Origin of the sequence: Streptomyces sp. KL116D, assembly GCF_030766975.1 — a bacterium.
Lineage (GTDB): Bacteria > Actinomycetota > Actinomycetes > Streptomycetales > Streptomycetaceae > Streptomyces > Streptomyces longispororuber_A.
In genome coordinates this window covers 59,386-85,571 of sequence record NZ_JASERH010000009.1, presented here as the reverse complement: position 1 = coordinate 85,571, position 26,186 = coordinate 59,386, and the positions used below count along the sequence as shown (strand labels likewise).

Annotated in this window: 29 protein-coding genes and 10 pseudogenes; 17 read left to right on the top strand and 22 right to left on the bottom strand. The window is 74.1% G+C overall.

Going from position 1 to position 26,186, the window contains the following annotated elements; genetic code table 11:
• Positions 1 to 2 precede the first annotated feature (2 nt).
• A complete protein-coding gene (locus RBJ77_RS02820) occupies positions 3 to 419 on the bottom strand; it encodes a CBS domain-containing protein (protein ID WP_372343505.1) in 417 nt (138 codons plus the stop codon).
• A gap of 686 nt (positions 420 to 1,105) precedes the next feature.
• Here RBJ77_RS02820 and RBJ77_RS02815 point away from each other — a divergent pair.
• From RBJ77_RS02815 to RBJ77_RS02795, 5 genes and pseudogenes are all read left to right on the top strand, one after another.
• A pseudogene (locus RBJ77_RS02815) lies at positions 1,106 to 1,177 on the top strand (hypothetical protein); the annotation flags it as partial.
• Between the two features lie 41 nt (positions 1,178 to 1,218).
• Entirely contained in the window at positions 1,219 to 1,350 is a 132-nt protein-coding gene (locus RBJ77_RS02810; RefSeq protein ID WP_372343603.1) for a hypothetical protein, read from the top strand.
• Between the two features lie 98 nt (positions 1,351 to 1,448).
• Complete coding sequence (locus tag RBJ77_RS02805) at positions 1,449 to 1,799, top strand: hypothetical protein (RefSeq protein WP_372343504.1); 351 nt, start codon at positions 1,449 to 1,451, stop codon at positions 1,797 to 1,799.
• Positions 1,800 to 1,805: 6 nt separating this feature from the next.
• On the top strand, positions 1,806 to 2,231 hold the full coding sequence (locus RBJ77_RS02800) for a hypothetical protein (protein WP_372343503.1): 426 nt from the start codon (positions 1,806 to 1,808) through the stop codon (positions 2,229 to 2,231).
• A 136-nt stretch (positions 2,232 to 2,367) separates the two neighbouring features.
• A complete protein-coding gene (locus RBJ77_RS02795) occupies positions 2,368 to 2,703 on the top strand; it encodes a hypothetical protein (RefSeq protein WP_372343502.1) in 336 nt (111 codons plus the stop codon).
• 483 nt (positions 2,704 to 3,186) lie between these two features.
• On the opposite strand, the gene RBJ77_RS02790 is transcribed toward RBJ77_RS02795, so the two are convergent.
• The 7 genes from RBJ77_RS02790 to RBJ77_RS02760 all read right to left on the bottom strand — a co-directional run bounded on the left by RBJ77_RS02790 (position 3,187) and on the right by RBJ77_RS02760 (position 7,366).
• Positions 3,187 to 3,843 carry a solute carrier family 23 protein gene (locus tag RBJ77_RS02790; RefSeq protein WP_372343501.1) on the bottom strand — a complete coding sequence of 219 codons (657 nt, stop codon included), beginning with the start codon at positions 3,841 to 3,843 and terminating at the stop codon, positions 3,187 to 3,189.
• Positions 3,844 to 3,848: 5 nt separating this feature from the next.
• Positions 3,849 to 4,025 carry a hypothetical protein gene (locus RBJ77_RS02785; protein ID WP_372343500.1) on the bottom strand — a complete coding sequence of 59 codons (177 nt, stop codon included), beginning with the start codon at positions 4,023 to 4,025 and terminating at the stop codon, positions 3,849 to 3,851.
• On the bottom strand, positions 4,010 to 4,159 hold the full coding sequence (locus tag RBJ77_RS02780) for a hypothetical protein (protein ID WP_372343499.1): 150 nt from the start codon (positions 4,157 to 4,159) through the stop codon (positions 4,010 to 4,012). The genes RBJ77_RS02785 and RBJ77_RS02780 overlap by 16 nt, the downstream gene beginning before the upstream one ends.
• Before the next feature lie 778 nt (positions 4,160 to 4,937).
• Positions 4,938 to 5,042, bottom strand: coding sequence for a hypothetical protein (locus RBJ77_RS02775; RefSeq protein ID WP_372343498.1), 105 nt, complete (start codon positions 5,040 to 5,042; stop codon positions 4,938 to 4,940).
• 565 nt (positions 5,043 to 5,607) lie between these two features.
• The gene (locus RBJ77_RS02770; RefSeq protein WP_372343595.1) at positions 5,608 to 6,087 is read right to left on the bottom strand and encodes an amidohydrolase family protein; all 480 of its coding nucleotides are present in this window, start codon (positions 6,085 to 6,087) and stop codon (positions 5,608 to 5,610) included.
• A 65-nt stretch (positions 6,088 to 6,152) separates the two neighbouring features.
• The gene (locus tag RBJ77_RS02765) at positions 6,153 to 6,434 is read right to left on the bottom strand and encodes a hypothetical protein (protein ID WP_372343497.1); all 282 of its coding nucleotides are present in this window, start codon (positions 6,432 to 6,434) and stop codon (positions 6,153 to 6,155) included.
• 182 nt (positions 6,435 to 6,616) lie between these two features.
• The gene (locus RBJ77_RS02760) at positions 6,617 to 7,366 is read right to left on the bottom strand and encodes a solute carrier family 23 protein (RefSeq protein WP_372343496.1); all 750 of its coding nucleotides are present in this window, start codon (positions 7,364 to 7,366) and stop codon (positions 6,617 to 6,619) included.
• A 1,033-nt stretch (positions 7,367 to 8,399) separates the two neighbouring features.
• Between RBJ77_RS02760 and RBJ77_RS02755 the strand changes: the two are divergent.
• Positions 8,400 to 9,476: pseudogene (locus RBJ77_RS02755) on the top strand (chitinase).
• 1,201 nt (positions 9,477 to 10,677) lie between these two features.
• On the opposite strand, the gene RBJ77_RS02750 reads toward RBJ77_RS02755, so the two are convergent.
• Together RBJ77_RS02750 and RBJ77_RS02745 are read right to left on the bottom strand one after the other, a co-directional pair.
• Positions 10,678 to 10,896 carry a VWA domain-containing protein gene (locus RBJ77_RS02750; protein ID WP_372343594.1) on the bottom strand — a complete coding sequence of 73 codons (219 nt, stop codon included), beginning with the start codon at positions 10,894 to 10,896 and terminating at the stop codon, positions 10,678 to 10,680.
• Complete coding sequence (locus RBJ77_RS02745; RefSeq protein WP_372343593.1) at positions 10,893 to 11,144, bottom strand: hypothetical protein; 252 nt, start codon at positions 11,142 to 11,144, stop codon at positions 10,893 to 10,895. Before RBJ77_RS02745 ends, RBJ77_RS02750 begins: the two co-directional genes overlap by 4 nt.
• Between RBJ77_RS02745 and RBJ77_RS02740 the strand changes: the two genes are divergently transcribed.
• Together RBJ77_RS02740 and RBJ77_RS02735 are read left to right on the top strand one after the other, a co-directional pair.
• Entirely contained in the window at positions 11,056 to 11,508 is a 453-nt protein-coding gene (locus RBJ77_RS02740; RefSeq protein ID WP_372343602.1) for a hypothetical protein, read from the top strand. The two genes, RBJ77_RS02745 and RBJ77_RS02740, sit on opposite strands and share 89 nt — an antisense overlap.
• 264 nt (positions 11,509 to 11,772) lie before the next feature.
• A complete protein-coding gene (locus RBJ77_RS02735) occupies positions 11,773 to 11,910 on the top strand; it encodes a hypothetical protein (protein ID WP_372343495.1) in 138 nt (45 codons plus the stop codon).
• 40 nt (positions 11,911 to 11,950) lie between these two features.
• On the opposite strand, the pseudogene RBJ77_RS02730 reads toward RBJ77_RS02735, so the two are convergent.
• Positions 11,951 to 12,827: pseudogene (locus RBJ77_RS02730) on the bottom strand (AAA family ATPase).
• A gap of 505 nt (positions 12,828 to 13,332) precedes the next feature.
• Here RBJ77_RS02730 and RBJ77_RS02725 point away from each other — a divergent pair.
• The 5 genes from RBJ77_RS02725 to RBJ77_RS02705 all read left to right on the top strand — a co-directional run bounded on the left by RBJ77_RS02725 (position 13,333) and on the right by RBJ77_RS02705 (position 15,122).
• Positions 13,333 to 13,455 (top strand): hypothetical protein, encoded by a 123-nt coding sequence (locus RBJ77_RS02725; protein ID WP_372343494.1) that lies wholly within the window; start codon positions 13,333 to 13,335, stop codon positions 13,453 to 13,455.
• An 86-nt stretch (positions 13,456 to 13,541) separates the two neighbouring features.
• A complete protein-coding gene (locus RBJ77_RS02720) occupies positions 13,542 to 13,901 on the top strand; it encodes an SRPBCC family protein (protein WP_372343493.1) in 360 nt (119 codons plus the stop codon).
• An 8-nt stretch (positions 13,902 to 13,909) separates the two neighbouring features.
• Positions 13,910 to 14,071 (top strand): hypothetical protein, encoded by a 162-nt coding sequence (locus RBJ77_RS02715; RefSeq protein WP_372343492.1) that lies wholly within the window; start codon positions 13,910 to 13,912, stop codon positions 14,069 to 14,071.
• Entirely contained in the window at positions 14,071 to 14,592 is a 522-nt protein-coding gene (locus RBJ77_RS02710; protein ID WP_372343491.1) for an LLM class flavin-dependent oxidoreductase, read from the top strand. Before RBJ77_RS02715 ends, RBJ77_RS02710 begins: the two co-directional genes overlap by 1 nt.
• A complete protein-coding gene (locus RBJ77_RS02705; protein ID WP_372343490.1) occupies positions 14,580 to 15,122 on the top strand; it encodes an LLM class flavin-dependent oxidoreductase in 543 nt (180 codons plus the stop codon). The genes RBJ77_RS02710 and RBJ77_RS02705 overlap by 13 nt, the downstream gene beginning before the upstream one ends.
• A 16-nt stretch (positions 15,123 to 15,138) precedes the next feature.
• Here the strand turns inward: RBJ77_RS02705 and RBJ77_RS02700 are convergent, their stop codons facing one another.
• The 7 genes and pseudogenes from RBJ77_RS02700 to RBJ77_RS02670 all read right to left on the bottom strand — a co-directional run bounded on the left by RBJ77_RS02700 (position 15,139) and on the right by RBJ77_RS02670 (position 19,402).
• Entirely contained in the window at positions 15,139 to 15,696 is a 558-nt protein-coding gene (locus RBJ77_RS02700; protein WP_372343489.1) for a hypothetical protein, read from the bottom strand.
• Between the two features lie 143 nt (positions 15,697 to 15,839).
• Positions 15,840 to 16,121, bottom strand: a pseudogene (locus RBJ77_RS02695) (hypothetical protein); the annotation flags it as partial.
• Between the two features lie 198 nt (positions 16,122 to 16,319).
• Complete coding sequence (locus RBJ77_RS02690) at positions 16,320 to 16,844, bottom strand: carboxyl transferase domain-containing protein (protein WP_372343488.1); 525 nt, start codon at positions 16,842 to 16,844, stop codon at positions 16,320 to 16,322.
• A gap of 86 nt (positions 16,845 to 16,930) precedes the next feature.
• Positions 16,931 to 17,104: pseudogene (locus RBJ77_RS02685) on the bottom strand (hypothetical protein); the annotation flags it as partial.
• A gap of 167 nt (positions 17,105 to 17,271) precedes the next feature.
• Positions 17,272 to 17,895 (bottom strand): annotated as a pseudogene (locus tag RBJ77_RS02680) (carboxyl transferase domain-containing protein); the annotation flags it as partial.
• Between the two features lie 46 nt (positions 17,896 to 17,941).
• Positions 17,942 to 18,845 (bottom strand): annotated as a pseudogene (locus RBJ77_RS02675) (biotin/lipoyl-containing protein); the annotation flags it as partial.
• 212 nt (positions 18,846 to 19,057) lie between these two features.
• Positions 19,058 to 19,402 carry a biotin carboxylase N-terminal domain-containing protein gene (locus tag RBJ77_RS02670; protein WP_372343487.1) on the bottom strand — a complete coding sequence of 115 codons (345 nt, stop codon included), beginning with the start codon at positions 19,400 to 19,402 and terminating at the stop codon, positions 19,058 to 19,060.
• Here RBJ77_RS02670 and RBJ77_RS02665 point away from each other — a divergent pair.
• From RBJ77_RS02665 to RBJ77_RS02655, 3 genes and pseudogenes are all read left to right on the top strand, one after another.
• Positions 19,368 to 19,706 (top strand): annotated as a pseudogene (locus tag RBJ77_RS02665) (hypothetical protein); the annotation flags it as partial. The gene RBJ77_RS02670 and the pseudogene RBJ77_RS02665 sit on opposite strands and share 35 nt — an antisense overlap.
• Positions 19,707 to 19,783: 77 nt before the next feature.
• Positions 19,784 to 20,194: a hypothetical protein gene (locus tag RBJ77_RS02660; RefSeq protein WP_372343601.1), complete on the top strand. Its 411-nt coding sequence runs from the start codon at positions 19,784 to 19,786 to the stop codon at positions 20,192 to 20,194.
• 130 nt (positions 20,195 to 20,324) lie between these two features.
• Positions 20,325 to 21,215: an AMP-binding protein gene (locus tag RBJ77_RS02655; protein WP_372343592.1), complete on the top strand. Its 891-nt coding sequence runs from the start codon at positions 20,325 to 20,327 to the stop codon at positions 21,213 to 21,215.
• Positions 21,216 to 21,815: 600 nt separating this feature from the next.
• Here RBJ77_RS02655 and RBJ77_RS02650 read toward each other — a convergent pair.
• A pseudogene (locus tag RBJ77_RS02650) lies at positions 21,816 to 22,565 on the bottom strand (HAD family hydrolase).
• 311 nt (positions 22,566 to 22,876) lie between these two features.
• Positions 22,877 to 23,343: pseudogene (locus RBJ77_RS02645) on the bottom strand (Lrp/AsnC family transcriptional regulator); the annotation flags it as partial.
• A 397-nt stretch (positions 23,344 to 23,740) separates the two neighbouring features.
• Between RBJ77_RS02645 and RBJ77_RS02640 the strand changes: the two are divergent.
• A complete protein-coding gene (locus tag RBJ77_RS02640; RefSeq protein WP_372343486.1) occupies positions 23,741 to 23,896 on the top strand; it encodes a hypothetical protein in 156 nt (51 codons plus the stop codon).
• 394 nt (positions 23,897 to 24,290) lie between these two features.
• On the opposite strand, the gene RBJ77_RS02635 is transcribed toward RBJ77_RS02640, so the two are convergent.
• Together RBJ77_RS02635 and RBJ77_RS02630 are read right to left on the bottom strand one after the other, a co-directional pair.
• Complete coding sequence (locus RBJ77_RS02635; RefSeq protein WP_372343485.1) at positions 24,291 to 24,662, bottom strand: hypothetical protein; 372 nt, start codon at positions 24,660 to 24,662, stop codon at positions 24,291 to 24,293.
• A 245-nt stretch (positions 24,663 to 24,907) separates the two neighbouring features.
• Entirely contained in the window at positions 24,908 to 25,111 is a 204-nt protein-coding gene (locus tag RBJ77_RS02630) for a hypothetical protein (RefSeq protein WP_372343484.1), read from the bottom strand.
• Positions 25,112 to 26,186 lie beyond the last annotated feature (1,075 nt).

The window sequence follows — 26,186 nt, the reverse complement described above, 5'->3', positions numbered from 1 at the left end:
GCTCAGGACGGGACGGTGCCCTGTCCCGGGCTCGGCTCGGCCCTGCTGATGTCGGCGAGCGCCGACTCCGGGTCGCGGTGCTCGGCCAGGTCGCCGAGGCTGACGACGCCGACCGGCAGTCCCTCGCTGACCACGGGAAGGCGGCGTACCGCGTGCCGCCGCATCAGGGAGACGACGCGCGTCGTCTCCTCTTCCGGCGCCACGTACAGCGGGTCCGGCGTACAGACGTCGCCCGCCTCGATGACCCGCGGGTCCGCGCCCTCCGCGACGACCCGCAGGCGATGACGAATCGGTGCGAGCAGACCGAGCAGCCGCCGCCGTCGACGATCAGCACACTGCCGATGTCCTCGTCCCGCATCACTCTGCGCGGTCTGCGTCAGGGGCGTGTCCGGGCGGACCGCCGTCACACCCTCCGTCATCACGTCACGCACCAGAGTGCGTCGTGCCCTGACCTCCCTCTGCGTCGTCCTGCGCGACCTGGCTGGTCGTCCGGGCGCTCACCCGGCGCGGAGTACGCGAGTACGCCGCCCTCATGTCCGGTCCCGGCGAACGATCCGGATCAGGGTGCGCACGCGGACGGATTCCGGTGACCCAGCGGCCATGCACACCTCGCCGACCGGAGCGGCGCCCGGCTCGCGCGGCCATCGGCATCGAGACGGATAACCGGCGTCCTCGCGGCGCTCGCGGGTGTCATCGGTGCCGGCGTGGCGCTGCCGTACGGGGAGGAACCGCTGCGCCGCCCCCGGCGCGCGTGGGAGTGAACCGTGCATGAACAGCACCGGCACACCGGTACTCTCGGACCCCATGGACCACACACCGCAGCCCCCGCGCGCGAAGCCCTCGACGCCTACCGTTCGCACGGCCGTCTCGCCTTCACGCCACCCGGGCACAAACAGGCGCGGGGCGCCGACCAGCAGGCGCGACGCGGGTGCTCGGCGACGCCGTCCTCCACTCCGACGTGCTCGCGTCCGGCGGCCTCGACGACTCGGCGCACGCAGCGGCCACGTCCTCGCCCGCGCCGAGGAACTGATGGCCGACGCGGTCCACGCCGACCACACCTTCTTCACCACGTGCGGCAGCTCCCCGTCCGTGGAGTGCCGCGCACATGCTCGCGGTCGCCGGACCGGGCGACCGGCTGCTCATCGGCAGGGACGCCCACAAGTCCGTGGTCAGCGGCCTGATCCTGAGCGGCATCGACCCCGTCTGGATCGACCCGCAGTGGGACGCGCCGAGCGGGGCCTCGCGCATCCGCCGTCCGCGGCGTACGAGGAGGCCTTCGAGCGGCACCCCGACGCCCGCGGCGCCCTGGTCACCAGCCCGACCCTTCGTACGGGACGTGCGCCGACCTGACGTTCGCGATCGCCGACGTCGGCCACGCACGCGGCAGGCTTCGCGTTGATCGTCGACGAGGCGTGCGCCGATCTGCCGTTCCACCCCGACCTGCCGACGTGGGCGATGGACGCGGCGCCGACGTCCGCGTCACCAGCATCCACAAGATGGGCAGCGGCCTGGAGCAGGGCTCGGTGTTCCATCTGCGCGGCGACCTCATCGACCCGGCCACCTCACCTCCCGCGCCGACCTGCTCGGCACCACCAGCCCGTCCGTCATCATCTCACGCGGGACTCGACGGCTGGCGGCGCAGATGCGGCTGCACGGGCGTGAACTCCTGGGTGCGGCGCTGGAGTTGGCCCGCGAGGCACGGGAGGCGATCGAGTGGTGTCCCCGGGCTGCACGCGGCACGGCCGCGCCGGCTCACCGGACCCGGACTCGCCGATCGACCTGGCCGCTGCCCCTGCTGACTCGACGTGTCGGGCCTGGGTACGACCGGCTGCGGGTCGCCGACCGGCTGCGCGCCCGCCGCTCCCTCGACGTGCACGATCGCCGACCACCGCCGGATCGCCGCCCAGCTCACACCTGACGCCGACTCCCGGCCGCTCGCCGCAAGCTCGCGACGGCTCTGCGGGACGTCGCCGCGCACCGCGACGAACTGCGCGACGGCGCGGTCAGCCGTAAAGCCGAAACCCTCCGAGCTGCGCCTGGAACGGTGTGCTCGCCCCGCGACGCCTAGCTTCGGCCCCGTCGAGGAGGTGCCGCTGGAGCGGGCCGCGGGCCGGGTCGCGGCGGAGATGGCGACGCCCTACCCGCCGAGGATCCCGGCGGTGCTGCCGGGGAGCGGATCCAGCGAGCCGGTGGCCGAGCACCACCGCGCACGGTCTACGCCGCCGGGATGAATCGATAGCCCGACCCGGCTCGACCCGTCGTTGCGTACGAGTCCGAGTGACGGCGCAGTAGAGCGGAGGGGTCGCGCGATCGGACCGGCACACGGATCACGGAGCGCCGCTGGCCCGGTTCGCCGGCGCGATCCTCGTGGTGTGTCCGCGCTGCGGCGTGCGGGCGACCGCGGCGCAGCGGCCGGGCCTGCCCGAACTGCGGTACGCCATGGAGCTGTTGTGCGGCGCGGCGGCTGGTCTGCGCGGGCTGCGGCGCGACGGCGACTGGGAGGCCGAGCGGCGGGGCTCCGCCCTCACGCGGCGTCACGCTCGGCGGCACGCGACGACCGACTTCGGCCGCCCGCGCTGTGGCTGCGGTCGGCTGCGCGAGCCATGTGCTGTGGGCGTACGACGCACGGACCACGTGGACGCCCTCGCGTCGCACGTCGGCGCGCACCTGCGGGAGCGCGGCCCGGCGTCACGACGGCGATGATCCCGCGCCTGCCGCGCTGGATGACCGCCGCCGCCCACCGCGCCGACGATGCTCGCGGGGCTGGCCGCCCTGCGCGCCCGAGCCGCCCGCACGGCGCCCCGGAGGACCGCTCCGGCGTGGCCCATCGAGCGAGCCGACCGGGCGCGGCCGTACCGGAGTTCGTACCACCGCGGCGGCCGTACTGACCTCAGCCGACCGGCTCGCGCGCGGGCTCCGGCACCGCGGCGCCCCGCGCGTGCCGCCGCGCCCGCCCGGACCGCCGCCGTTGAACGCCAGGTTGAGCTCCTGAACGCCAGCAGCGTCGCACTCGTCACCGGCGGCCGAGCACGATCCCCACGCACGAGGGAACCGCGCGTACAGGTCCGGTGCCACCTCGGGTGCCATGCCGATGCCGATCGAGCACCGCACGATCAGCGGTTGTGGGTGCCGTCGAAGTCGACCTCGCGCAGCGTCGTGATGCCGGCGGCGCGACCGTCGCGAACATCACGAGACCCGCCGCGCCGACCACCGGCTGCGGCAGCGCCCGCCACGAGCGCGCGCCCAGCTTTCGGGACGAGCGAGCACGACGAGCAGCGCGCCCGCGACCGTGGCGACGTGCCGGCTGCGCACCCTCGTCATGGTCACCAGGCCGACGTTCCGCGCGAACACCTGCCGTGTCCAGAAGGCGTTCATCACACCGCCGAGGACCCCGGAGAGCCCGTCGGCGGCGAGGCCGCCGCGCCATGTCTCGGCCGTCGTCAGCCGCTTCCCGGTGAGCTCCGCGACCGCGATCAGGTCCGCGGTCGACTCGGCGAACAGGACCAGCATCACCACGCACATCGACGGCACGGCGACCGCCGGGAACTGCGGGCGCCGAAGCGGAACGGCGCGCTGACCCCGACAGACCGCCGTCCGCGCCGCCGAGAAGTCGACGAGCCCGAGCGGCACGGCGACCGCCGTCCCCGCCAGCAGGCCCAGCAGCACGCCGGTCTGTGCGAGGAAGCCGCGGCCGAAGCGGGCCACGAGCAGGATCACGATCACCACGAACGCGGCGAGCGCGAGCCGTGAGGGCGCCGCGTGGTCGGCGGCCTTCGGATCGTTCCCGACGACCAGGTTCACCCCCACCCCGATCAGCGCGAGCCCGACCACCGTGATGACCACGCCGCTCACCAGCGGCGGGAAGAACTCGCACCGCCCGCGCGAACGGATAGGCGACGAGCAGCCCGAACACGCGCGGCCGCGAGCATCGATCCGTACACCGCCTGGATCCCGTACTCGCCGGCGATCAGGATCATCGGCGTCACCGCGGTGAACGCCGCGCCCGCCATCACCGGCATCCGCACCCGAGATCCGGCCGATCCCCGCGCCCTGGATCATCGTGACTGACGCCCGCGACGAGCAGATCGGCGTTGATGAGCACGGCGACCGTCGCGGCGTCGAGCCCGGCCGCCGCGCCGAACACCAGCGGCACCGTCACGCACCCGGTGTACATCACCAGCGCACGTGCTGGAGGCCGAGCACCGCGAGCCGGCCGAGACCCGGCGTCGTTCTTCTGGGGCGTCGTCACGTCACGACCACCTCTCTAGCGCGCGAAGTTGGCGGCGATCCGCTGCTGGCTGTAGTCGGCGGCGGTGATCGGCGGACGGCGGCCCGCGGGCCCTCGATCACCACGTCACGGTCGTGCCTGCGCGAAGAGAGGCGATGCTGTGGCGGGCCGACCGTCGTCGTCCGGACCCGGGGACAGCTGACCCGGTGGAAGTTCGATCGGCAGCCGGTCGTCGCTCCACCGCATGAGCATGTCCCACGATGTTGCACGTGATGACGCCGTCGGCGGGTTCGACCGGCGTCCACTCCTGCGCCTCGGCCTCCTTGCCGGGGCACACCTGCAGGCCGCCCTGCCCGTCCCGCTGGAACAGCGGCGTCAGACAGTCGAAGTCGTGTGCGCCCCGGCCCGCCACACGTCCGCGGGGATCTCGGCGTCCTCGGGCACGGCGAAGTAGTGCAGCATCCGCAGCGTCGACTGGTACTGGTCGCTCGCCGGGTCGTGGGCCCGCGCGAAGAACCCGTCGGCAGCCCCAGCCGGTCGGCGAAGCAGCCGAGCACGCGCATGGCCAGCTCCCGGCAGCGCGCCTCGAACGCGAGCGTGCGTTCCCGGAAACCGGGAGCGCGTCGTCGGGCCACAGTCCGTCCATGTGCGGGCGGGTCAGCTGGTACGACTCGCTTCTGGTCGGGCGTGCCGGTCGACGGACGGACCGTCATCGACTCCCACCCGGAGTTGAGGCCCTCTTCAGTCCGTGCCGCGCCTTGATCTCCTCGGGCAGCGCGAAGAACCGCTCCGCGTCGGTGAACGCCCCGTCCACGACCGGGGGTTCGATGCCGTGGTTGACGAGCTGGAAGAAGCCGATGTCGGTGGCGGCGGCCCACTAGCTCTCGGTGATCTCGGTCCTGCGGGCCTCGAAGTCGGTGAGGTCGATCCGGCGGATCTCCCGGCGGAGGTCTCGTCCCGGCCCCGCCCATGCGGGTCTCCTCGTCGAGCTCGGCAAGCCCGTACGTGATGTCGGTGTCGGTCATCGCGGCTGTCGCTCCTCGAAGCGATCGTGGTGGACGGGACGCAGCCACCGCCCTGCAGATCGCACCGCGGACGCTCAGAGGTCCGCGGGCACGGTCACGGCGGACCCTTGCCGGGCCCGGCGCCGTGGGCTGGCGCGGACCCGCATCTGGCGCGCGCACGCGATGTTCAGCCTGCCCGCCAGGGTGTTTCCGCCGGGAGCTCATGGTGTTACGCGGCCGTAAAGCCGAGGCCGGCCGCCAGGTGCCCGGGACGGCAGCCGGACGTGCTCGCCGTCCCGACACAGGACCTCGCCGCCGACCAGCACCGCGGCCACGGTACGGCCGCTCCCGACGGTCAGCAGCGTCGCGCCGGGATCACGTACGGGGAGGCACGCGTAGTCCCGGTCGAAGCGGTGCGGCACCAGATCCTGCCTGCATTCCGGCCCGTACGCCGTCCGGCCGCTCCTCCAGACCGAGGGCTCCGGTTCGCGCCGTTCGCCGCCATCGCGAACATCTCGGGGAAGCCGAACAGATCGGCCTCGCGGCGTGCCGCCCGCTGCAGGTAGCGCGCCGATGCGCAGCGCCTCCAGCACGTCCTGGGTGTGCGTTGCTGGCGGCGCCGTCGACGAGTCCGACCCGCAGCCCGGCGTCCAGCATGTCCGGCACCGGGGCGATCCCGCTGCCGAGGCGCATGTTGCTCAGCGGGTTGTACGAGACCCCGACGCCGTGCCCGGCGAGCGTCGCCCGTCCCGCCGCGTCCAGCTCCACACAGTGCACCGCCAGCAGCCGCTCCCACAGGAATCCGGCCCGCTCCAGATAGGCCACGGCGCCCACGCCCGCGTGCTCCCGGCACATCACGTCGTCGGTCGTGGTCTCCGGCCAGGTGCAGGGAGACGGGGAGCCGAGCGCTCGTCGGCGTATTACGCGCGCACGGCCGCCATCCCGTCCGGCGTGAGGCACCGGGGGTTGGGGACGGCGACGCCGACCTCCACCCGGCTGCCGCGCGTGGCGGCGATCAGCTCGTCCGTGTGCGCCAGCGCTTCCTTCAGCGGCTGCATCAGACGCGGGTCGAAGCACTTGCGGCTGCGGTCGGCCCGGTCGGCGACACCCCGGCAGAGCACGGCCCGCACACCGCCGTCGCGCGGCGCCCGCAGCACGGCGTCGTGCACCTCCGGCGACGGTGCGCGGCCACATGCGCTCACGACGAGCGTCGTCGTAGCCGCTGCGCAACGCCTCGGCTGCGGCGGCGGCCGCGGTGGTCCGCGTAGGCCCGCTCGGGGGTGAGCGCGACCGCCTCCTCGCCGACGGCGCTGAGCCACGCCAGCGGCGGCAGCTCCTTCGCCGATGCCGCGCAGACCCGCCTGGAAGAGATGGGTGTGCGTGTTCACGAGACCGGGTGTGAGGCGCCGCCCGCACCGTCCAACACCTGCCGCCCGTGCGGGAGTTCACCCTTCGGTACGAGCACCGTGGACGCGGCCGCCGAGCGAGATGGACGTCCAGTCCGGCACGCCACGCGCCCTCGCCGTACACGGTGACGTCGGTGATCGTGCCGGGCGTCATCGGACCGGTTCCTTCCGGAGGCGGGGCGTGTGGTGAACAGCAGGTTCAGGGCGAAGGCGACGATCCCTGGTGACGGCGATGCCGCTGTCCAGGACGGTGCGGGCGGCGGCGGGAGCGGCGCGTAGAACTCCGGCGCGCCGACGATCAGGCGCCGAGCCCGAAGGCGAGCGCGACGGTCAGCAGGTTCCGCGCGTCGGTGAGGTCGGCGCGGGCCAGGATGCGCAGGCCCACACGCGCCGACCGTGCCGAACATGACGAGCGACACCCCGCCGAGCACCGGCCCCGGCACGGCGGCGACGGCCGCGCCGAGCACGGGGACGAAGGCCAGCAGGACCATCAACGCCCCTGACAGGGCGACGACATGACGGCTCCTGACCCGGGTCACGCTGACCAGCCCGACGGACTGTCCGAAGGTCACGATCGGGAACGAGGCGAGAGCGCCCGACACCACGGTGGCCGCACCGTCCGCGCGCAGCGCCCGTACGACGGTGGGGGCGTCGTCGCCCCGCTCCACGATCTGTCCGACCGCGAGGGTGTCGCCGACGGATCTCGACCACATGTTCACGAGCTGCATCGACGAGCATCGCGGCGATCGCCGGGACCACGAAGACGGGCGCCCCGAAGGCGGTCGGGTGCGGCGCGCGGCGACACGGGGGCGCGTCCGCCGCGAACCTGTCGAACGGCCGAGGGGCATCGGCGAGCACCGTCCCCGCCGCCACCATGGCGACAAGCTACCGAGAACCGGCCGACCGCGGGCGGCGCGAGCCGCTCCACGACCACCACCAGCAGCACGGTCACGGCGGCACAGGGCGAGCCCGCGCCCACCACCGCCGCCCGTGACGATTTGCTTTTCCCGCCGCGGACGGCACGAGCGAGAACCCGATGACGGCGATGACGGTCCCGTCACCAGCGGCGGAAACAGATGCAGAGCCACCGCCTCGAACCACGGCGCCACGGCCACGGTCACGGCCCGGCACGATCGTGGCCCCGAGACACGGCGTGGCGAGCCCGTGCTCCGCACCGATCGAGCACGGCGGGTGTGATCGCGGTGAGGTGGACCCCATCACGACGTGGCGAGCCGGGCCCCGAACCACTTCTGACGCCCAGCGACTGCAACGGCGTGGCAAGCCCGCTGACCAGCAGATTGGCGCTGATGAGCGGCCGTATCCGGTCCTCGGGAAGGTGCGGCGCGGTGCCCACGAGAGAGCGTGCATCGTCGCCATCCGCGTAGGCGACGAGCAGATGCTGCAGACTCAGCGGCACCGGCGACGCACCGGCGGCCGGACGTCGACGGGATGCGCCGGTGCGGGTGCGACGGCATGCGCGGCGACAGCCATCGTTCACTCCCTGAAAGCTAGGCGGAAGACGGCTGGTTAGCGCCGGCGGATCCGGGAACGGAGCGGCCGCGCACCGGCCGTTGCAGCCATGACCGGTGTGAGGGCGACGGTAGGAAGGCGCTGTTTCACCCGCGTTGCGCCCAGGAAACCAGAATGGCTCCTCGAGGTCGTTCCCGCCGACTCCCCATTGGTGCAGACCCATTGACGAAAGGTCTGGACCTCTCTAGCGTGCGATTTCATGCTCACGACACCCCCACTCGTCCGGCACTCATGCGGGAGGCCCCATGCGCGGTCGCCGTCGTACGCCCCGCTCTCCTCGGCGCCGCCCTCCTGCGGCATGCCGCCCTCGCCACTCAAGCCTCCGCCCTGGTCGCGGCCCCCACCGCCCCGGCCGCCGACACCTGCAGCCACGAAGCCGAGACCGTCCGAAAGGTCCTCCAGGGCTACTGGGAGAACTGGGACGGCGCCGCCAACGGGGTCCACCCGCCTTCGGCTGGACCCCGATCACCAACACCGAACTCCCGCAGCACGGCTACAACGTCATCAACGCCGCCTTCCCCGTCATCCGCTCCGACGGCACCGCGCTGTGGGAGGACGGCATGGACGCGAACGTGAAGGTGGCCACGCCCGCGGAGATGTGCCAGGCCGAGTAGCCGCGGGCGCGACGATCCTGATGTCCATCGGCGGCGCCGCGGCCGGCATCGACCTCAACTCCACGGCCGTCGCCGACCACTTCGTCGAGACGATCGTGCCGATCCTGAAGAAGTACAACTTCGACGGCATCGACATCGACATCGAGACCGGCCTCACGGGCAGCGGCTCCATCACCCAGCTCTCCGCGTCGCAGGCCAACCTGATCCGCATCATCGACGGCATCCTCGCGCAGATGCCCGCCGGGTTCGGCCTGACGATGGCGCCCGAGACGGCCTACGTCACCGGCGGCAGCATCACGTACGGCTCCATCTGGGGCGCCTACCTCCCGTCATCAAGCAGTACGCCGACAACGGCCGCCTGTGGTGGCTCAACATGCAGTACTACAACGGCAGCATGTACGGCTGCTCCGGCGACTCCTACTCCGCCGGCACCGTCGAGGGCTTCACCGCCCAGACGGACTGCCTGAACAAGGGCCTGGTCGTCCAGGGCACCACCATCAAGGTCCCCTACGGCAAGCAGGTGCCCGGGCTGCCCGCCCAACCGGGCGCGGGCGGCGGCTACATGACCACCGGTCAGGTAGCTCAGGCCTGGAACACCTTCGGGGGCGCGCTGAAGGGCCTGATGACCTGGTCGATCAACTGGGACGGGTCGAAGGGATGGACGTTCGGCGACAACGTGAAGGGGCTGTTCTAGCGCACGGCAGGCGCCCCGGCGGCATCTCGGGGACCATGGCCCCATGAAGCGGGGACCAACTTTCGGAGCAGTTGCGGGCCGGTGCTCGGCGTGAGCCGCGGCGGGCGCGGCGCATGGCCAGCAGTCCACGGTCACGGCGTGGCGGGCCGAGGTGTCCGGTACGCCCGTGGTCGTCAAGCAACTGGTCGAAGGGCCGGAGGCCGACGAACGGCGTACTGCCCGCGAGGAAGCCGCCCCGCGGTTGGCCTCGCGGGTCCGGCCCGCCGTGGTGCCCGCCCTGCTCGGCGCCGACCCGGCGGACCGATCCTCGTCCTGGAACGCCTGGAGGAGGGCACGCCCCGCGAGGACTGGGTGACCGACCACGCCACGGCCCTGGCCCGCCTGCACGCGTGCACGTCCGGCACCGACGCGGACGCCGTGGCCGGAAACCGCCCGCCTGACCGGGCCGGCCGACAGCGACGTCGACGCCTTCCTCCGGTCCGCCGCGACCTCGGCGTGCCGGCCCCGCCCGGCGCAACGGCGAACCGACACCTGCGAGGCCGACCGCAGCCGGGCAACGCGCTGCCGCACGGCCAGACCGCCGTGCCCCGGCAACGACTCCGCACACCGGCCAGCGGCGTCCGGTTCATCGACTTCGAACAGGCCTCACTCGGCAACGGTGGCCTCGTGGAATCCTCGCCTATCTGCGCATCGGCTCCCCCACCTGCTGGTGCTCCACCGCCCCGCCGAAGCCCTTGCTCGACGCGGCGGAGGCCGCCTCACCGCGCGACCTGGCGCGCGATCGCCACGGGCACCGAGGCGCCGCAGGACCTCGGCGACGCGTGCGCGGGCTGGCTGCTGCGCGGTGACGCGTCCTCGTCGAGCGCGCCCTGCGCGGGACCACCGACCACCTGCCAGGGCCGTGGACCGGGACTGGACGTGGGGCACGGCCACGGCCCGCCAGCGCCTCGCCCACGGCTCGGCGAAGTCGTCAGCCGGACGACCGGCGCGACCGGCGACCTCCAGGGGCCTCGGGCACTCGCCGGCGCCGTCCGCCGAACATGCTCGCCCGGTGGCCCGACCTGCGCCGCTGCCCCTGGTCCGGCCTTAGCCGCCGTGGGACCTACACCGGCAGCAACCGCCCCACCAGAGCGCTCAGTTGCCGCGCGTTGCGGCACTCGTACATGTCCACCACGGCTGCCGGAGCACCCCGGCCGCCGAGTCACCCGTGTCCCACTGCGAGCGGGGCTCCGCTGAGCCAGTGGACGCGGCGGGCGGTGCGCGCGATGCGGCGCAGCGCCGGGAGGTTCGGGTCCTGCTGGTTGTTGCGGGCGTCGCCGAGGACGAACACCGAGGTGCGCGGGCCGACCGCCGCCTCGTAACGCTCGACGAACTCACCGAGCGCCGTGCCGTAGTCACTGCTGCCGTGCCATCCGGTCAGCGCGTCGCCTCAGGCGGCGATCCGCGCGCCGAGGCCCCTCGGGGTCGGCGGTGCCCTGCGCGATGAGGCCGGTGACCTCGTCGATCCGGTTGACGAACGCGAAGACGCGGATCCTGCTGAACTGGTGGTGCGGCGCCTGCACCAGCAGCATCGTGAGAGTTGGCGAAGCCCGCCACCGAACCGGACACGTCGCAGAGCAGCACGAGTTCGGGCCGGGCCGGGCGGCGTCGGCGCAGCACCGGACGCATCGGCACCCCGCCCGTGGACAGCGAGCCGCGCAGCGTGCGGCTGCAGGTCGATGTGGCCGCGGGAGGCGCGGCGCCGGCGTGCCGCGAGACGCGTGGCGAGTTTGCGGGCCAACGGGTGGACCGTGCGCCGCAGTTCGGCCAGCTGCTCCTTGCCCGCGTACAGGAACAGGGATTGCGGTCGGGCGTCTGCACCGGCATCCGGCGGGCGATCTCGTCCGATGCCGCGCCGCTCCGCGACCCTGCCGCCGCGCCTCGCTCGCGCACCTGCTCGCGGAACTCCTCGATGCGGCGCCGGATCTCATCGGCCTCGATGCGGTCGGTGAACGCCCCCGACTGCCCGCCGCCGGACCGATGCCGGCCATGATCCCGGCCAGCAGCGCTCTGCGGGCGCAGCCGGTCCAGGGTCTGCTGCGACGACCAGCCGTTCGCGTCGTAGCCGCCGAAGGCGTCGACGGCCTCGGCGGCCAGCCGGGCCAGCGCGCCGCCCGGTCGTTCGCGGCCAGCGCCTCGGCCAGCCGCTCGCGAAGACCGTCCCGGTCCGGGGGCCGGACGGCCCCTCCGGCGCGCCCACGCTCCGCGGGAAGTACAGCTCGAAGACCGGGTCGAAGACGGCGCGCTGCCCCTGGTCGTGCAGGAGCGCGGAGGCCAGGCCCTCGCGCAGGTGCTCCCGGTTGTCGAGGCCGAGCGCCGCCACGGCCTGCGCGGCGTCCACGCTCTCGCCCGTGCCGATCCGCACCCCGTGCGCGCGCAGGGCCCTGACCAGTGACGCGACCCGGTCCGCGACCGACGGGTCGTACCGGCCGTGCTCACACGGCGTCCAGATCGAGCTTCGCGGCAGCCTTGTCGACGTCCTCCTGGTGCTTGAGGACGACACCGAGCGAGGCCCGTACGACCTCCTCGTCGAGCCGGTCCGCGCCCAGCGCGAGCAGGGTGCGCGCCCAGTCGACGGTCTCCGCGACCGACGGCACCTTGCGCAGGTCCATCGCGCGCAGCGCGCCGACGACCCGGACCAGGGACTCGGCGAGCACCGCGTCGAGCTCCGCGCTTCAGGGCGACGATCCGGCGCTCAACTCCTCGTCGGGAGCGATGTGCAGGAACGGACAGCGGCGGCGCAGCGCCTCCGACAGCTCCCGGCTCGCGTTCGAGGTGAGCACCACGAACGGGCGGCGGGTCGCGCTGATCGTGCCCAGCTCGGGGACCGTCACCTGGAAGTCGGAGAGCACCTCCAGGAGCAGGCCCTCCACCTCCACGTCGGCCTTGTCCATCTCGTCGATGAGCAGGACCTTCGCGTCGTCGCCGCGGATCGCGGCCAGCAGGGGCCGCGTCAGCAGGAACTCCTCGCTGAAGACGTCCGTGCGCGTCTGGTCCCACGTCGTCGTCGCGGCCCGCCGTGATCCGCAGCAACTGCTTGGCGTGGTTCCACTCAGTCAGGGCGCGCGACTCGTCGACGCCCTCGTAGCACTGCAGCCGGATCAGCCGCGCGTCACTGATCGCGGCGACCGCCTTCGCCAGCTCCGTCTTGCCGACGCCCGCCGGCCCTCGACGAGCGAGCGGCTTGCCGAGCCGGGCGGCGAGGAAGACGGTGGTCGCCACCGCGGGCGAGGCCAGGTAACCGGTCTCGGCCAGACGTGCGGTGACATCGTCCACGGAGTGAACAACGGGGCCTCCAGGGCGGTGCGTCACGGATTCCCAGCTGATCAGGTCCGGCCGCCGTCCACAACAGCTCGCGCCCCTTCATGGCGAACGTCACGTGCGCCGCCGTCTGCCGAGTCTCGTCCGGGACCCACTGGCGCTCCGTCCGTATCCTGACCGCATGAGGCGTACTTCCTTTGCCGACTGGCCCTGCTCCATCGCCCGCACCATGGACCTCCTGGGCGACTGGTGGACCCCGCTCGTGCTGCGCGGGCGTTCTGCGGGATCACCCGCTTCGACGGCTTCCAGCAGGAGCTCGGCATCGCCCGGACGACCTCGCCGAGCGGCTGCGCCGGCTCGTCGACGAGGGGCTGATGGAGACAGCGCGCCTACGAGACGGCGCCGGTCCGCCACGACTACGTCCTCACCGAGAAGGGCCGCGACTTCTTCGGGGTGCTCGCCGCCATGAACGCGTGGGGAACCGCTGGCTGTCCGGCGACGAGGGGCGCCGGTCGTCTTCGAGCACGACCGGTGCGGGCACGTCGGCGACGCCGCCGTGGTGTGCGCCGACTGCGGCGAACCGCTGACCGCCGACGCCGTCCGGCCGCGGACGGGCCCCGGCCATCCGCCCCGGCTCGCCGCCCGTCCCGACGTCCGCGCGCGGTTCGAGAAGAACTGAAGTCGGCCCAGGTGCCTTCCTGTTGCCTCTTGACGCAGTGAGTCCATCTACGAAACTCTCGTGGTCACAGCCGGTTCAGCAGAGAGGTGGGCCACGATGGAGTGGACAGGCGCGCGCTACGCGGACACCCGACCGTCGCCGTACGGCGCGGCATCGGGGCGTCGCCCGAGCGGGCGTGGGAGCTGGTCACGGACATCGCCCTGATGCCACGGCTCAGCGACGAACTGCAGTCGGTCCAGTGGCTCGGGGGACGACGGCCCCCACGGTCGGGGCGCGCTTCGTCGGCCGCAGCCGGCACGACGCGTTCGGCGAGTGGGAGACCACCTCGTACGTCGTCGAGTGCACGGCGCCACGCGTCTTCGCCTGGGCCGTCGCCGACCCCGAACGGCCCAGCGCCGTCTGGCGGTTCACCCTCGACGCGCGCGACGACGGCACGACGGACCTGACCCAGTGGATGCAGCTCGGCCCGGGCCGCTCCGGACTCTCCTTCGCGATCGACCGGATGCCGGAGAAGGAACAGAAGATCGTGTTCGTGCGGATGCGGGAGTTCGAGCGGAACATCGGCGCGACCCTCGACGCCCTGAAGGCCATCGCCGAAGGGGCGGGGGAGCGCTGATGCGGACGTCGACGACGATCGAGGCGTCTCGGCGGCGACTGGCGCGAGACGGTCGACTTCGTGACCGAGGCCGAGAAGCTCGGCATGGACGTCTGCTGGGTCGCCGAGGCCTGGGGCTCCGAAGCACCCTCGCCCCTGGGCTACTGGCGGCCCGCACCGAGCGGATGCTGCTCGGCTCCGGCATCATCCAGCTCGCCACCCGCACCCCGGCCGCCATCGCCCGCGCGGCGATCACCCTCTCCAACATCTCCGGCGGCCGCTTCCTGCTGGGCCTCGGACCGTCCGGACCGCAGGTCGTCGAAGGACTGCACGGCGTCCCCTTCGCGCGCCCGCTGACCCGGATGCGGGAGACGGTCGAGATCGTGCGGATGGCGGCGGCCGGCGAGAAGATCGCCTACGAGGGCGGGAGTTCACCTCCCGCTGCCCGGCGGCGACGCCCGCCCGATGCGGCTGTCGATGCGCGCGGAGCACGAACTACCCGTGTAGCCTGGCCACGTTGTCGCCGAAGATGCTCCGGCTGACCGGCGAGGTGGCCGACGGCTGGCTCGGCACCAGCTTCGTGCCCGAGGGGGCGAAGGAGGCCTACTCGACCACCTCGACGCCGGACTCGCCGCCGCCGGCCGCACGCGCCGACCTCGACGTCTCGCCAGGGCGCCGAGGTGAACTTCGCCGAGGACGAGGAGACGCTGCGTACGGTCGTCGCGAGCCGCAGAAGGAACTCGCCTTCAGCCTCGGCGGCATGGGCTCCGCCACCACGAACTTCTACAGCCAGGCCTACAGCAGGCGAGGCTGGTCGGAGGTCGCCGCCGCCGTGCGCGCGGCGCTGGCGGCGGGCGACCGGGACGGAGCCGCCGCCCTGGTCACCGACGACATGGTCCTCGCCACGACCCTGATCGGCACCGAGGACATGGTGCGGGCCCGCGCTGGCCGTGTGGCGGGACGCCGGCGTCGACACCGTCCGCCTCTACCCGGCGGGCGACACCCTCGACGCGCGGCTCGCCACCCTCGGGCGGGCCATCGAGCTCGCGCGGGAGGTGGACACGCCGCCTGACCTGCGGCCCCCGGCGTCAGCGCGGGGCGGCGAGCCGCAGTGCCGCCCGCTGCGCGGCCGGCCGGCGGTCCGTCGGCTGCGGATGGCCCGACCACCACGCGGTGTCGCCCTCGATCCGGCGCAGCAGGATGCCCTCCCGGATCGCCCACGGCGAGATGGTGAGTTCGCGGATGCCCATCAGCTTCATCGCCGTGTGGCCGACGAGCGCACCGCGGCGACTGGGCCGCGCGCGCGCCGAGATGCCCGGCGGCTCGGCGCGGCGCGCGGCGGGCGGCGCGGCCAGCTCCGTGACCGCGCAGCCGAGAGCCCTGCGCGTCAGCTCCCGGCGCACGAAGGGACCGTGCCGGCCGGGCGGCGCGCCGCACAGCCGGGCGAGCTGGGTGAACGTGCGCGAGGTGGCGGCCGCCGTGAGCGGCCCTCCCAGCGGATCCGCGCCGCCACGTCCCTCAGCTGGTGCCGCACGTGACGGCGCACGCGTCCTGAGCGTCTCGTCCGAGGCCGGCCCGCCGTCGCGCAGGTGCTCCCGCGTGAGACGGCCCGCGCCCAGCGGCAGCGAGATCGCGAAGTCCGGCAACCTCCCCGCCCGAAAGCGACTTCGAGCGTTCGCCGCCGATGTCGAGCACACCGAGCGGGCCCGCCCGCCAGCCCATCCAGCTGCCGCGCGGCGAGGAACGTCAGCTCGGCCTCCACGCGCTCGCCCGGCAGCACCCGCAGCCGCACACCGGTGCCCTCCTCCACCGCCTGCAGCACCTCGTCCCGGTTGGGCGCGTCCCTGACGATGGCCGTGGCGAACGCGAACGGCTCGTCGCTGCCCCACCGTTCGGCCTCCGCGCAGGCCGCCCGGACCGCCTCGACGATCGACTCCACGGCGCACGGGCCCAGTCTTCTCTCTCCCGTCGACCTGCTCCGAGAGCGCAGTCTGCGCTTGCCGTGTGCACCGGCAGAGGTGCCCCGTCCGCGCGTCCGCGATCGCGAGCCGCACCGTGTTCGACCCGACATCCACCACACTGATTCGCATGATCGGCCCGAGTACCCGAACGGGCAACGGTCCAAGCGCGGCCGGGGCCCGGTCCTTCGAGACGTCGAGGGCGACGGCGAGTTCGCGCCACTCGCGCTCCGGGAGGGCGCGGGCGGCCCGGCTCTCGACCTGGTGCTCGACGCGGCGCACGCGGCGCCGCGCGGCGGGTGACGGCCCGCCTACCGGTTCACGCCGGAGCGCCCGCGTCGAGCGCCGCCAGCACCCAGCTCCGGGACGCGCCGGGTCGATGACCGCGTCGATCTCCAGGGCGGCCGCGCGTTCAGCCGCCTTGCGGCGCTCGTACAGTTCGGCCACCCGCGCCTCGAACGCCCGCTCCGCTCCGCCGGGTCGGCGATCGCCGCCAGCTCGCGCCGGTAGCCGAGCCGCACCGCGCGCCCTCCAGGCCCATGCCGCCGAACTCGCCGCTCGGCCAGGCCGCCGTGGCGAGCGGTGCCCGCAGTCGAACCGCCCATCATCGCCATCGCGCCGAGCCCGTACGCCTTGCGCAGCACGAGGCAGACCAGCGGCACCGTCAGCCGGGCGCCCGCCGCGAAGAGGTCCGCGAACTGCCGCACCGTGGCGGTGCGTTCGGCGTCCGGGCCGACCATGAAGCCGGGGGTGTCGCACAGCGAGAGCACCGGCAGCCGGAACGCCTCGCACAACCGCAGGAACCGGGCGGCGCTTGTCGGCGGCGTCCGGTCCACGGCGCCGCCCAGATGCCCGGATCGTTGGCGATCAGCCCCAGCGGGCGGCCCTCGATCCGGACGAGCGCCGTGACGATGCCGACGCCGAAGCCGCGGCGCAGTTCGAGGACCGAGCCGGTGTCGGCGAGCCGCCGACCGCGGCGCGGACGTCGTAGGCGCGCCGCCGGTTCTCCTGGCACCGCGTGCCGCAGCAGCCGCTGGTCGGGCGCCTCCCAACCGTCGCGCGGGCCCTGGAAGTACGAGAGGTAGGCGCGGGCGACCCGCACCGCCTCCGCCTCGTCGGCGACCGGCAGGTCCACGACGCCGTTCGGGACCTGCACCGACAGCGGGCCGATGTCCTCGGCCCGGTGCACCCCGAGCCGCCGCCCTCGATCATCGCGGGCCCGCCCATGCCGATGTTCGCCTCGGGCGTCGCGATGATCACGTCGCAGCTGCCGAGGAGTGCCGCGTTGCCCGCGAAGCAGCGGCCCGACGCGATCCCGACGAGCGGCACCTTGCCGCTGAGCCGGGCCATCCGGTGGAACGTCGTGACGTTCAGGCCCGCGACCGACGTGGTGTCCGTGTCGCCGGGACGGCCCCCACCGCCCTCCGCGAACAGCACCACGGGCAGCCCGCGCTCCTCGGCCACGTGCAGCATCCGGTCGGTCTTGCGGTGGTTGTTGAGGCCCTGGGTGCCGGCCAGCACCGTGTAGTCGTACGACATCGCGACCGCGGGCACCGCCGATCCGCCCGGTGCCGGTGACCATGCCGTCGGCGGGCGTCTTGCGGACCAGCTCCTCCAGGGCCGCCGCTGCCGCTGCGCCGCCACGGCCAGCGCCCCGAACTCGGTGAACGTGCCCGGGTCGCACAGGTCCTCGATGTTCTCCCGGGCCGTGCGCCGCCCCGCCGCGTGCCGCTTCGCGACGGCCTCGGGGCGCTGCTCGTCCAGACCGAACGCGTGCCGAGCGACCACGTCGGCGAGGTCGGGGCGCACGGCGTCCGGGTCGACGGCGTCGGCCGCGCCCTGCTCGGCAGGGGCCGTCGTCCGTGACGTCCAGGAGCACCAGGGCATCGCCCTCCGCGACCGTCTCGCCGACGGCGGCGCGCACCGCCCGGACGACGCCGGACCGCTCGGCGCGGACCACGTGCTCCATCTTCATCGCTTCCAGGACCAGCAGCGTCGCCCCGGCCGGCACGACCCGGCCCGGCGCGGCGTCGAGCGCGACCACGGTGCCGCTCATCGGCGCGGCGACCGTGCCCGCCTCCCGCGCGGCCCGCTCGGGCAGCGCGGGCACCAGCTCCGGCAGCCGGCGCGGCACGAAGCCCGTGTCGACGCCGCCGGCCGTGAAGCGGGTGGCCGAGCAGCGCGCGCGGCAGGGGGATCCCGGTGTCCACGCCGTCCACGGCGAACTCGTCCAGGGCCCGCCGCGCCCGTGCGCACGCCGCCGCGAAACCGCCCTGCGGGGCGTGCGCGACGACCTTGGCGAGCAGCGGTCGTAGCGCGCCCCGATCTCCGTGCCGGTGCGCGCGGCCGTGTCGACCCGCACGCCGGGGCCCGTCGGCACGTCGAACCGCGCGGTCCGGCCCACCGACGGACGCACCGCCCCGTCGGGCGCTGTGACCTCCGCGTTCACCCGCACCTGCACCGCGTGCCCGCGCGGCGCGGGCGGCGGCCCGGCCAGCCCGAGCGCCGCCAGGTCCTCGCCCGCCGCGATCCGCAGCTGCGCCGCCACGAGGTCGACGCCCGTCACCTCCTCCGTCACCGTGTGCTCCACCTGGAGCCGCGGATTGGCCTCGATGAACACGAACTCCTCGCCCCTGACCAGGAATTCGACCGTCCCCAGGCCCGTGTAGCGGGCGCTGCGGGCGAGCCGCAGCGCGCTGTCCAGCAACCGGTCCCTGACCGCGGCGTCGAGCCCGAGCCGGGGCGATCTCGACCAGCTTCTGGTGGCGGCGCTGCGCACTGCAGTCCCGCTCCCACAGGTGCTGCACCGCGCCCGCGCCGTCCGCGACGATCTGCACCTCGATGCGGCGCGCGCCCTCCCACAGCCGCTCCACGTACAACTCGGCCTCGCCCGAAACCCTGCCGGGCCTCGGACCTGCACCGCTCCCAGGCGTCCGTCAGCTCTCGCCGGTGCGCGCGACCCGCATCCCGCGACCGCCGCCCCCGCCCACCGCCTTCGCCATCACCGGACCGCCAGCGAGGAACTCCCTGCGCCTCGTCGAGCGTGGTGTCACCCGCCGTGCCCGGCAGCACCTGGCACCCCCGCCCCGACCGCCAGGGCGCGGGCCCGCGCCTTGTCCCCGAACAGGTCGAGCACCTCGGCCGGAGGACCGACGAAGGTGACCCCCGCCCCGGCGCACCGCCGCGCCAGCTCGGACGACTCGCTGAGTGAACCCGTACCCCGGGTGCAGGTACCCGCAGCCCGCCCGGCGCGCCGCGGCCACCAGCGCCGCCGCGTCGAGATAGCCGCCGGGCTCCAGCGGCACGCACTCGTCCGCGAGAGGAGGTGCGCGTCGTCGCCCGGCTCGTGCACAGCGACCGTGCGCAGCCCGAGCTCGGCGGCGGCGCGCAGCACCCGGACGGCGATCTCCCCGCTGGTTGGCGACGAGTACGGCGGCAGACCCCATAGTGCCCCTCCGGCGGATCGTGGTCGCGAGCTGCGCGACGCTCGAAAGACCCCGTCACTCATCAGTGACACTGACGTCAGCGTCAATGCTCTGGCGCTGTGGCACGCAGACAGCAGACACAGCAGGAGTGGGCGACCCGCACCGCCCGGGACCGCACCGACGCACCGGCGCGCGGGCGGCTGTCTCGACGCGGCGGAGTCCGTGTTCGGCCGGCTCGGGTACGGGCCGGCGACCGTCGCCGACATCACCGCGGCGGCCGAGGTCTCCCGGGCGAGCTTCTACGTGTACTTCGCGTCCAAGGACGAGGTGTTCGGGTCCTCGCGGCCCGGGTGCGCGACGCGTTCCTCGCCGCGCAGGACGTGCCCGGCGTGGACACGGACGACGTGGCCGCCGTCGCCGAGGCGTCCACCGCCGCGTTCATCGCCGCGTACGCCCGCCACCTTCCGCTCCTCGTCCTGCTCGAACAGCAGGCCCGTGCCGACGCCGAGGTGCGGGCGCTGTGGGACGAGATCCGCGAGCGGCCGGTCCGCCGCGCCGCCCGCTACGTCCGCCGGGTCGCTGGCCAGGGGCGGGCCCGCCCGGTCGTCGACCCGCTCACCCTGTCCCGGGCCGTCGGCGGCATGAGCGTGGAGTTCGCCCGGCTCGTCGCCGAGCGCCCGGCCGCGTACGACGCCGCCGTCCGCGACGTCACCGCCATGTACCTGCACCTCCTCGGCATCGGAGCACCACCCCAGCAGTAGCCAGCAGCAGGGAGCCGCACGTTGTCCACCGGCATATCGACCGACGCGTACCTGACCGACCTGAGGGCCCGCCAGAGCAAGGCGAGGCAGGGCCGCCAACCGGACGGAACCGCCCACCCCGCAGGGAGAGCTGACGCTGCCCGCGCACGTCGCGCGGTGGGCGTCGCTGCACCCCGACCGGCCCGCGATCGTCACCGACGCCGACACCCTCTCGTACCGCCGACTCGACGACCGGTCGGCCCGGTTGGCGGGCTGGCTGGCGGAGCACGGGGTGCGGGCCGGCGACCGGGTCGGCGTGTTCCCGCCCAACGGGTCCCGGTTCGTCGTCGCGCTGCTCGCCGTGCTCCGGCTCGGCGCGGTGCACGTACCGGTCAACCCGATGTTCCGGGCGGCCGAACTGCGCCACGAACTGAACGACGCCGCACCGGAGCTGGTCATCACCCGACGACCTGCTGCCGGTCGTCGACGACGTCCGCGACGACACCCCGGTGCGCACCGTGCCCGCCGACGCCGACTGGCCCGACGCCGTCGCCCACGCCCGCCACGAGGACATCGCCGACGACCCCGACGCGCTCGCCGCCCTCCAGCTACACCGGCGGCACCACCGGACCGCCCAAGGGCTGCGAACACACCCAGCGCCACATGGTCTACACGGCCACCGCCATCGACAACGGCCGGATGCCCGACCCGACGAGACGGCCCGCGGCATCGTCTCCTCTGCTACCTGCCCGTCTTCTGGATCGCCGGCGAGAACCTCGGCATCCTCGCCCCGCTCGTCTCCGGCGGCACCAGCGTCCTGCTCACCCGCTGGAACGCCGGCGAAGTGCTGCGCGCCATCGAGACCCACCGCGTGAGCACCATGGCCGGCACCGTCGAGAACTACCTGGAACTCCTCGACCACCCCGACTTCGCCCGGCACGACCTGACGAGCCTCACCGCCCCGCTCACCGTCTCCTTCATCCGCAAGCTCACCCCGTCCTGCGCGCCAGGTGGAAGGCGGCCGTCGGCGACCGCAGCGTAGCTGCGCGAGGCGTCGTACGGCATGACGGAGACCCAGCCACCAGCGACACCAACACGCTCGGCTTCCAGGACGGCGACCACGACCCGCTCAGCGACCGTCTTCTGCGGACTCGGTCCCCGGCACCGACTTCATGGCCGTCGACTTCACACCGGCGCACCGCCGCCGCTCGGCGAACGCGGCGAGATCGTCGTCCGCGCCCTCCGCGCGTCACTCCTGCCACTGGCGGGCGCCCGACGCCACCGCGAACTGCGCTGCGCGACGGCTGGCTGCACACCGGCGACATCGGCGCCTCGACGAGGAGTGGCTGTCTGCACCACTACCTCGGCCGCGGCACAGCGACTACGATCAAGCGTCAAGGGATGAGCGTCTCCCCACCGAGTGTCGAGAGCTCTGCTTCGCCCAGCACCCGGACGTGCTCGCCGCCGCGTGCGGTCGTCGCCGCCGCAGACAGACCCGGTCAGCGGACAGCGGCCGGCCGCGTTCGTGCGCTGCCGTCCGGCTCGGCACTCACCGGCTATGACGACCTGCGTGCCTGGGCGGTCAGCGTCGATGGCGCCGTGCGAGCGCCGGGCGTCGTCGAGATCCTCGACGCACTTCCGCTCACACCGGGAAGATCATCAGGAAGACGGAGCTGACCGCGCTCGAGCAGTCGCATCGCGCCCGCGCCGTGAACTCCTCCGGACCGCCCTTGAACAGCAGGTCCGCCGTGGTGAACGCCGCGTCCGCCTGCGCCGCCGCCGTACGGCAGCGCGATGCAGCGCACGCCCGCCGCGTGCGCCGCGGCGGCGCCCGGCGCCGCGTCCTCCAGGATCCACGCAGTGCGCCGGTCGCCACCTCAGCCGGCGTGGCCGCCTCCAGGAACACGCGTCCGGCGCGCTTGCCGTAGCTCGACCTCGTGTCCGCCGACACGTCGCGGTGATGAGAGAGGAGAGGCCGGTGCCGGTCAGGATCGCCTCGATCGCGTCCGCCGACGAACCCGACGCGACTGATCATCGGCAGGCCCGCCGCGCGCAGCCGCTCACACGAACAGGCGCATCTGCGGGAAGACGTGCGTGTCGGTCCGGGCCAGCTCCAGGTAGCGGGTGTTCAGGTCTCGTCGAGCAGCTCGCGACCGGGGCCTCGATGCCGTACCTCCCCTTCCAGATCCCGAGGGTCTCCAGGGTGGAGATGCCGACGTACGTCTCGTGATCGGCCCAGGTGAACCGGTGACGCCGTACCGGCCGAGCGTGCCGAGGGACGCCTGAAGTAGTTGGGCTCGCTGTCGACGAGGGTGCCGTCGAGGTCGAAGACGACGCGGTGCCGCCTGAAGCGGTACGGGGAGTCGATCGGGGCGTTCATGCACACCAGCATGCAGGACATCGGCGCCGGACGATCACCGGAGGCGGATCAGCGGCGCCGGTCCTCCCGGGCCAGCGCCATGAGGCGGCGCCGCACACGCGAGGGCGGCGCCGGCGAGCAGCGCGAGGGAGAAACCGCGGTCGCGGCGTGCCCGCCGTCCCCGTGGCGCGCCGCCAGCGCGACGAGCACCGCCACCCCACGGCGCCGCCGATCGAGCGCCCAGCGCGTTCCTCGCCGCGTCCGGCGCACCGTCGGCACCTCGCCGGGGCGCTGCCTCGACGACGACGCCTGACCGCCCCTGACCGGGTCGCGGCCGGGGCCGGCGCCGTGGACCGGCCGATCGCCTCGACCAGCGGCAGCAGCCGGTGCGGCACCCGCTCGCGCAGGGCGACCTCGGTCCGGTGCGGACCACGCCGGCAGCCGGCTGAGCTGCTGCACCGCGTCCTCCAGGTGGGCGGCGTCGCGGGCCACCGCGCGGGCGAGCAGATCCCGCCGCCGGTGATCGAGTGCGCCTCGATGATCTCCGGCACCCCGGCGAGCCCGTCCGCGACGTCGGCCAGATGACCCTGGGTGACCTCGATGTGCACGGTAGAACGCGAGGACCGCGGCCGAGCGCCGCGGGGGAGAGCGAGGGGCCGCGCCGGTGATCACCCGTCGCGTTCGAGACGGTCGAGGCGGGCCTGAGGGTGCCGCGGGCCACCCCGAGGATCCGGGCGTACTCGCGCACGCTGGTCCGCGGCTGCTCCAGGAGGAGGCGCAGGATGCGGGTGTCTGAGCTGGTCCACGCCATACGCGTACGGCTCCTTCGGTGGCGCGGTCGATCCGCGCCGACTGTACCAATGGCTCAGTCGCTGCCGCCTGTCGCGGCCACGGCGGTCAGGACGGGCGCGAGCTGCCGGGTCAGCGTCGCGGCCGTCGGGTCGACGCTCTGCCGTCGAAGAGGGCCGAGCCGATCGTGAAGGCGTCCGCCCCGGCGGCGGCGAGCGCCGCGATCTGTGCGGCTGCCCGAGATGCCGCCCGCCACGACGAGCCGCCCGCCGTCGCGGCCCGCGCCGCCCGGACCAGGTCGAGGGGGTCGGCCTGCGTGCCCGGTCAGTGGCGAGCAGGTCGACGCCTGCACAGCTCCGCCGCCCGGCCCGCCGGCAGTCCTCGGCGATCCGGTCGGGCGTGCCGCCGAGCCGCGTCGGATGCCCGGTCGGCTCCCCGACGAACGGCAGGTACGTGACGTCGATCCGTCGAGGACGCCGAGCGTCTCCTCGATCCAGGTGCCGCCCAGCAGCGAGTCGATCGCCCAGATCCACGGCGACCCGCGCCGATTCGAGGGCGGCGGCGGCTGGTGCTGACGACCTCGAGGTAGCTGTTGCGCCCAAGTCCCTTATTCGGCAAGTGAGTTGGCGCAGAGTGTCCGGGTCCGCGACGTCCTTGAAGCCGATGTGGCGCAGGCCGAGACCGCGCGACCGCGTCCAGGGTGTGCAGACAGTCGGAGACCGTGCGGTCCGCGCGGGTCAGCATGAGGATGAAGTCCATGGCGCGTGCTCCTGGTTGTCGTGCCCGGAGGGGACGCGGCCAGCTCGGCGGCGTGCCGCAGCGCGCGCGAGCAGTGCTCCGGTGGCGTCGGCGACGCCCGCGCCCGCGAGGTCGAACGCGTGCCGTGGTCGTTACGCTGGTGCGTACGGCGGCAGTCCGATCGTGATGTTCACGCCGTGCCGCGCAGACACCGAGGCACTCTGACCGGGATCAGCCCCTGGTCGTGGTACTCGGCGCGACGACCGCGTCGAACTCGCCGAGCGCGCGCAGGAACACCGCAGCCGGCACGGCACGGCCGCTCGCGTCGATGCCTCGGCTGCGCGCGGCCCGGACGGCGAGGCGCGATGACTCGTCGGGTCCGCGCGCCGGTAATGCAGACCGTCCTCGCCCGCGTGCGGACACGAGCCTCGGCCACCGCGATCCGGTACGGCGGGCACGACCTGCTCGGCGCAGCGTGCGATGGTCGAGCCGGACGACGTCGAGCAGCGCGGGCGTGGTGATCGCGTCGATGCGCGCGCGCAGCTGACTCGGCGCACCGTCACCAGGATCGACGCGCAGCTCGCCGGTGGCCATCGTCGTCATGCGCGAGTCGGTGCGCTGCCGGTCCGGGTCGGCGAGGATCTCCGTGCGCCCGGTGCGGGACGCCCGCGAGCCGCAGCGCCTCTTTGCTTGACGGCGCGGTGACCAGGGCGCGGACCTCGTGCCGCAGCGAGGCTGAAGCCAGCGTCGATGCCGCGCGCCGCACGTACGCGTAGGCGGCGCGCGCCCGCCCGCGTCGTCCACCTCGCCCCAGGCGGGCAGTGCCGGCGCAGCTGCGTCGCGGACGATCAGTTCGACGTCCCGGGCGCACGGCGAACTCGACGCGCGGTGCGCGCGCCGCCGCCCGGGCGAGAGACGTGCTGCAGGTCGCCGATCACGACGACCGGGGCGGTGCGCGCCGGATCGGCGCAGGCGCGGACCACGATCTCCGGGCCGATACCCGCGGGATCGCCCAGGGTGAGCGCGAGGGGAGCGGCCGGTTCACGCGGCACCGCCCAGCCGCCGGTACAGGCGCAGCAGGGTCCGTCGTCGCCGAACCGCCCGCCTTGATCACCACCGGGACGCGGGGAGGCCCGGCGGTCCGGTCAACAGGCCCTGGGCGACGCCGGGTTCGGGCTCGTCGAGCAGGTCGAAGCCGTCCGCCCTGCGGCGGTCAGGACCGCGGCAGCCGTCTCGCCCCGGTGAGCGGTACCAGGGCGTCGGCGGTGCGTCGGCCAGCTGCGCCCCGGCCCGTTGCGCGAGGTCAGCTTGAGGAGGGCGAGGGGTCCTGGCGGTCGTCGGGCGTGTGCAGGAGGCGGGCGTCGGGCACGTGCCGCAGCGGCGTGGCGAGCTGATGCCGCGAGGCCGGAGTTGGCGCTGCCGACGACGACCAGGCGCGCCCGGGCAGACTGGGGCAGGGCGGCCGGCGCGGGCCGGCGGGGGCGAACCGCCGCGCGAGCGCCGCCGCCAGGCGGCGAGCCCACTCCACAGCGCGCGTCGGCCGGGTCGGGCACGGCCGCCTTACCAGACGGTCCAGATCGGCGTCGCAGGCGGCGTCGCCGACGAACAGGCCGCCCGCGCCGAGAAGGCGGGAGCGTGCCGTCCGGCGCCGCGAGCGAGGGCCTCGGGGAGGATCTCGCACAGGTCCGAGCGGCGCACCGGATGCGCGGGTCACGGCCGAACTCGCTGCGGTGCACCGGTACGTCGGCCACGCACTGCACTGCGCCCCGGACGGTGGTCCGCCGCTGTCCGGGAACGCGCGCGCGACCACCGCGGTGTGCCGCCCCGAGCCGTGCCACGCGGCCCGGATCTCGGCGGCGAGATGACGGAGCGTCGAGTCGACCGTCTTCCGGAGCAGGTCCGGAACCGCCCAGCAGCCGGGCCGCGTCGGCCGTCCGGGCCGCCGCCCGCTCCGGGCCGCCGGTCCGGGTGCGTCGAGGTCGACGGCGAGCACCCCGACTGTCCGGCTGGGGCGCGGCCGGTGCGGCGAGCAGGACGCGGGCCGGACCGACGGGCGGCGCCGTCCGCGCTGGTGAGGTCGACCGGCGAGGATCGAGACACGCAAGGTGGGGTCGCTTCGTCGTGGGG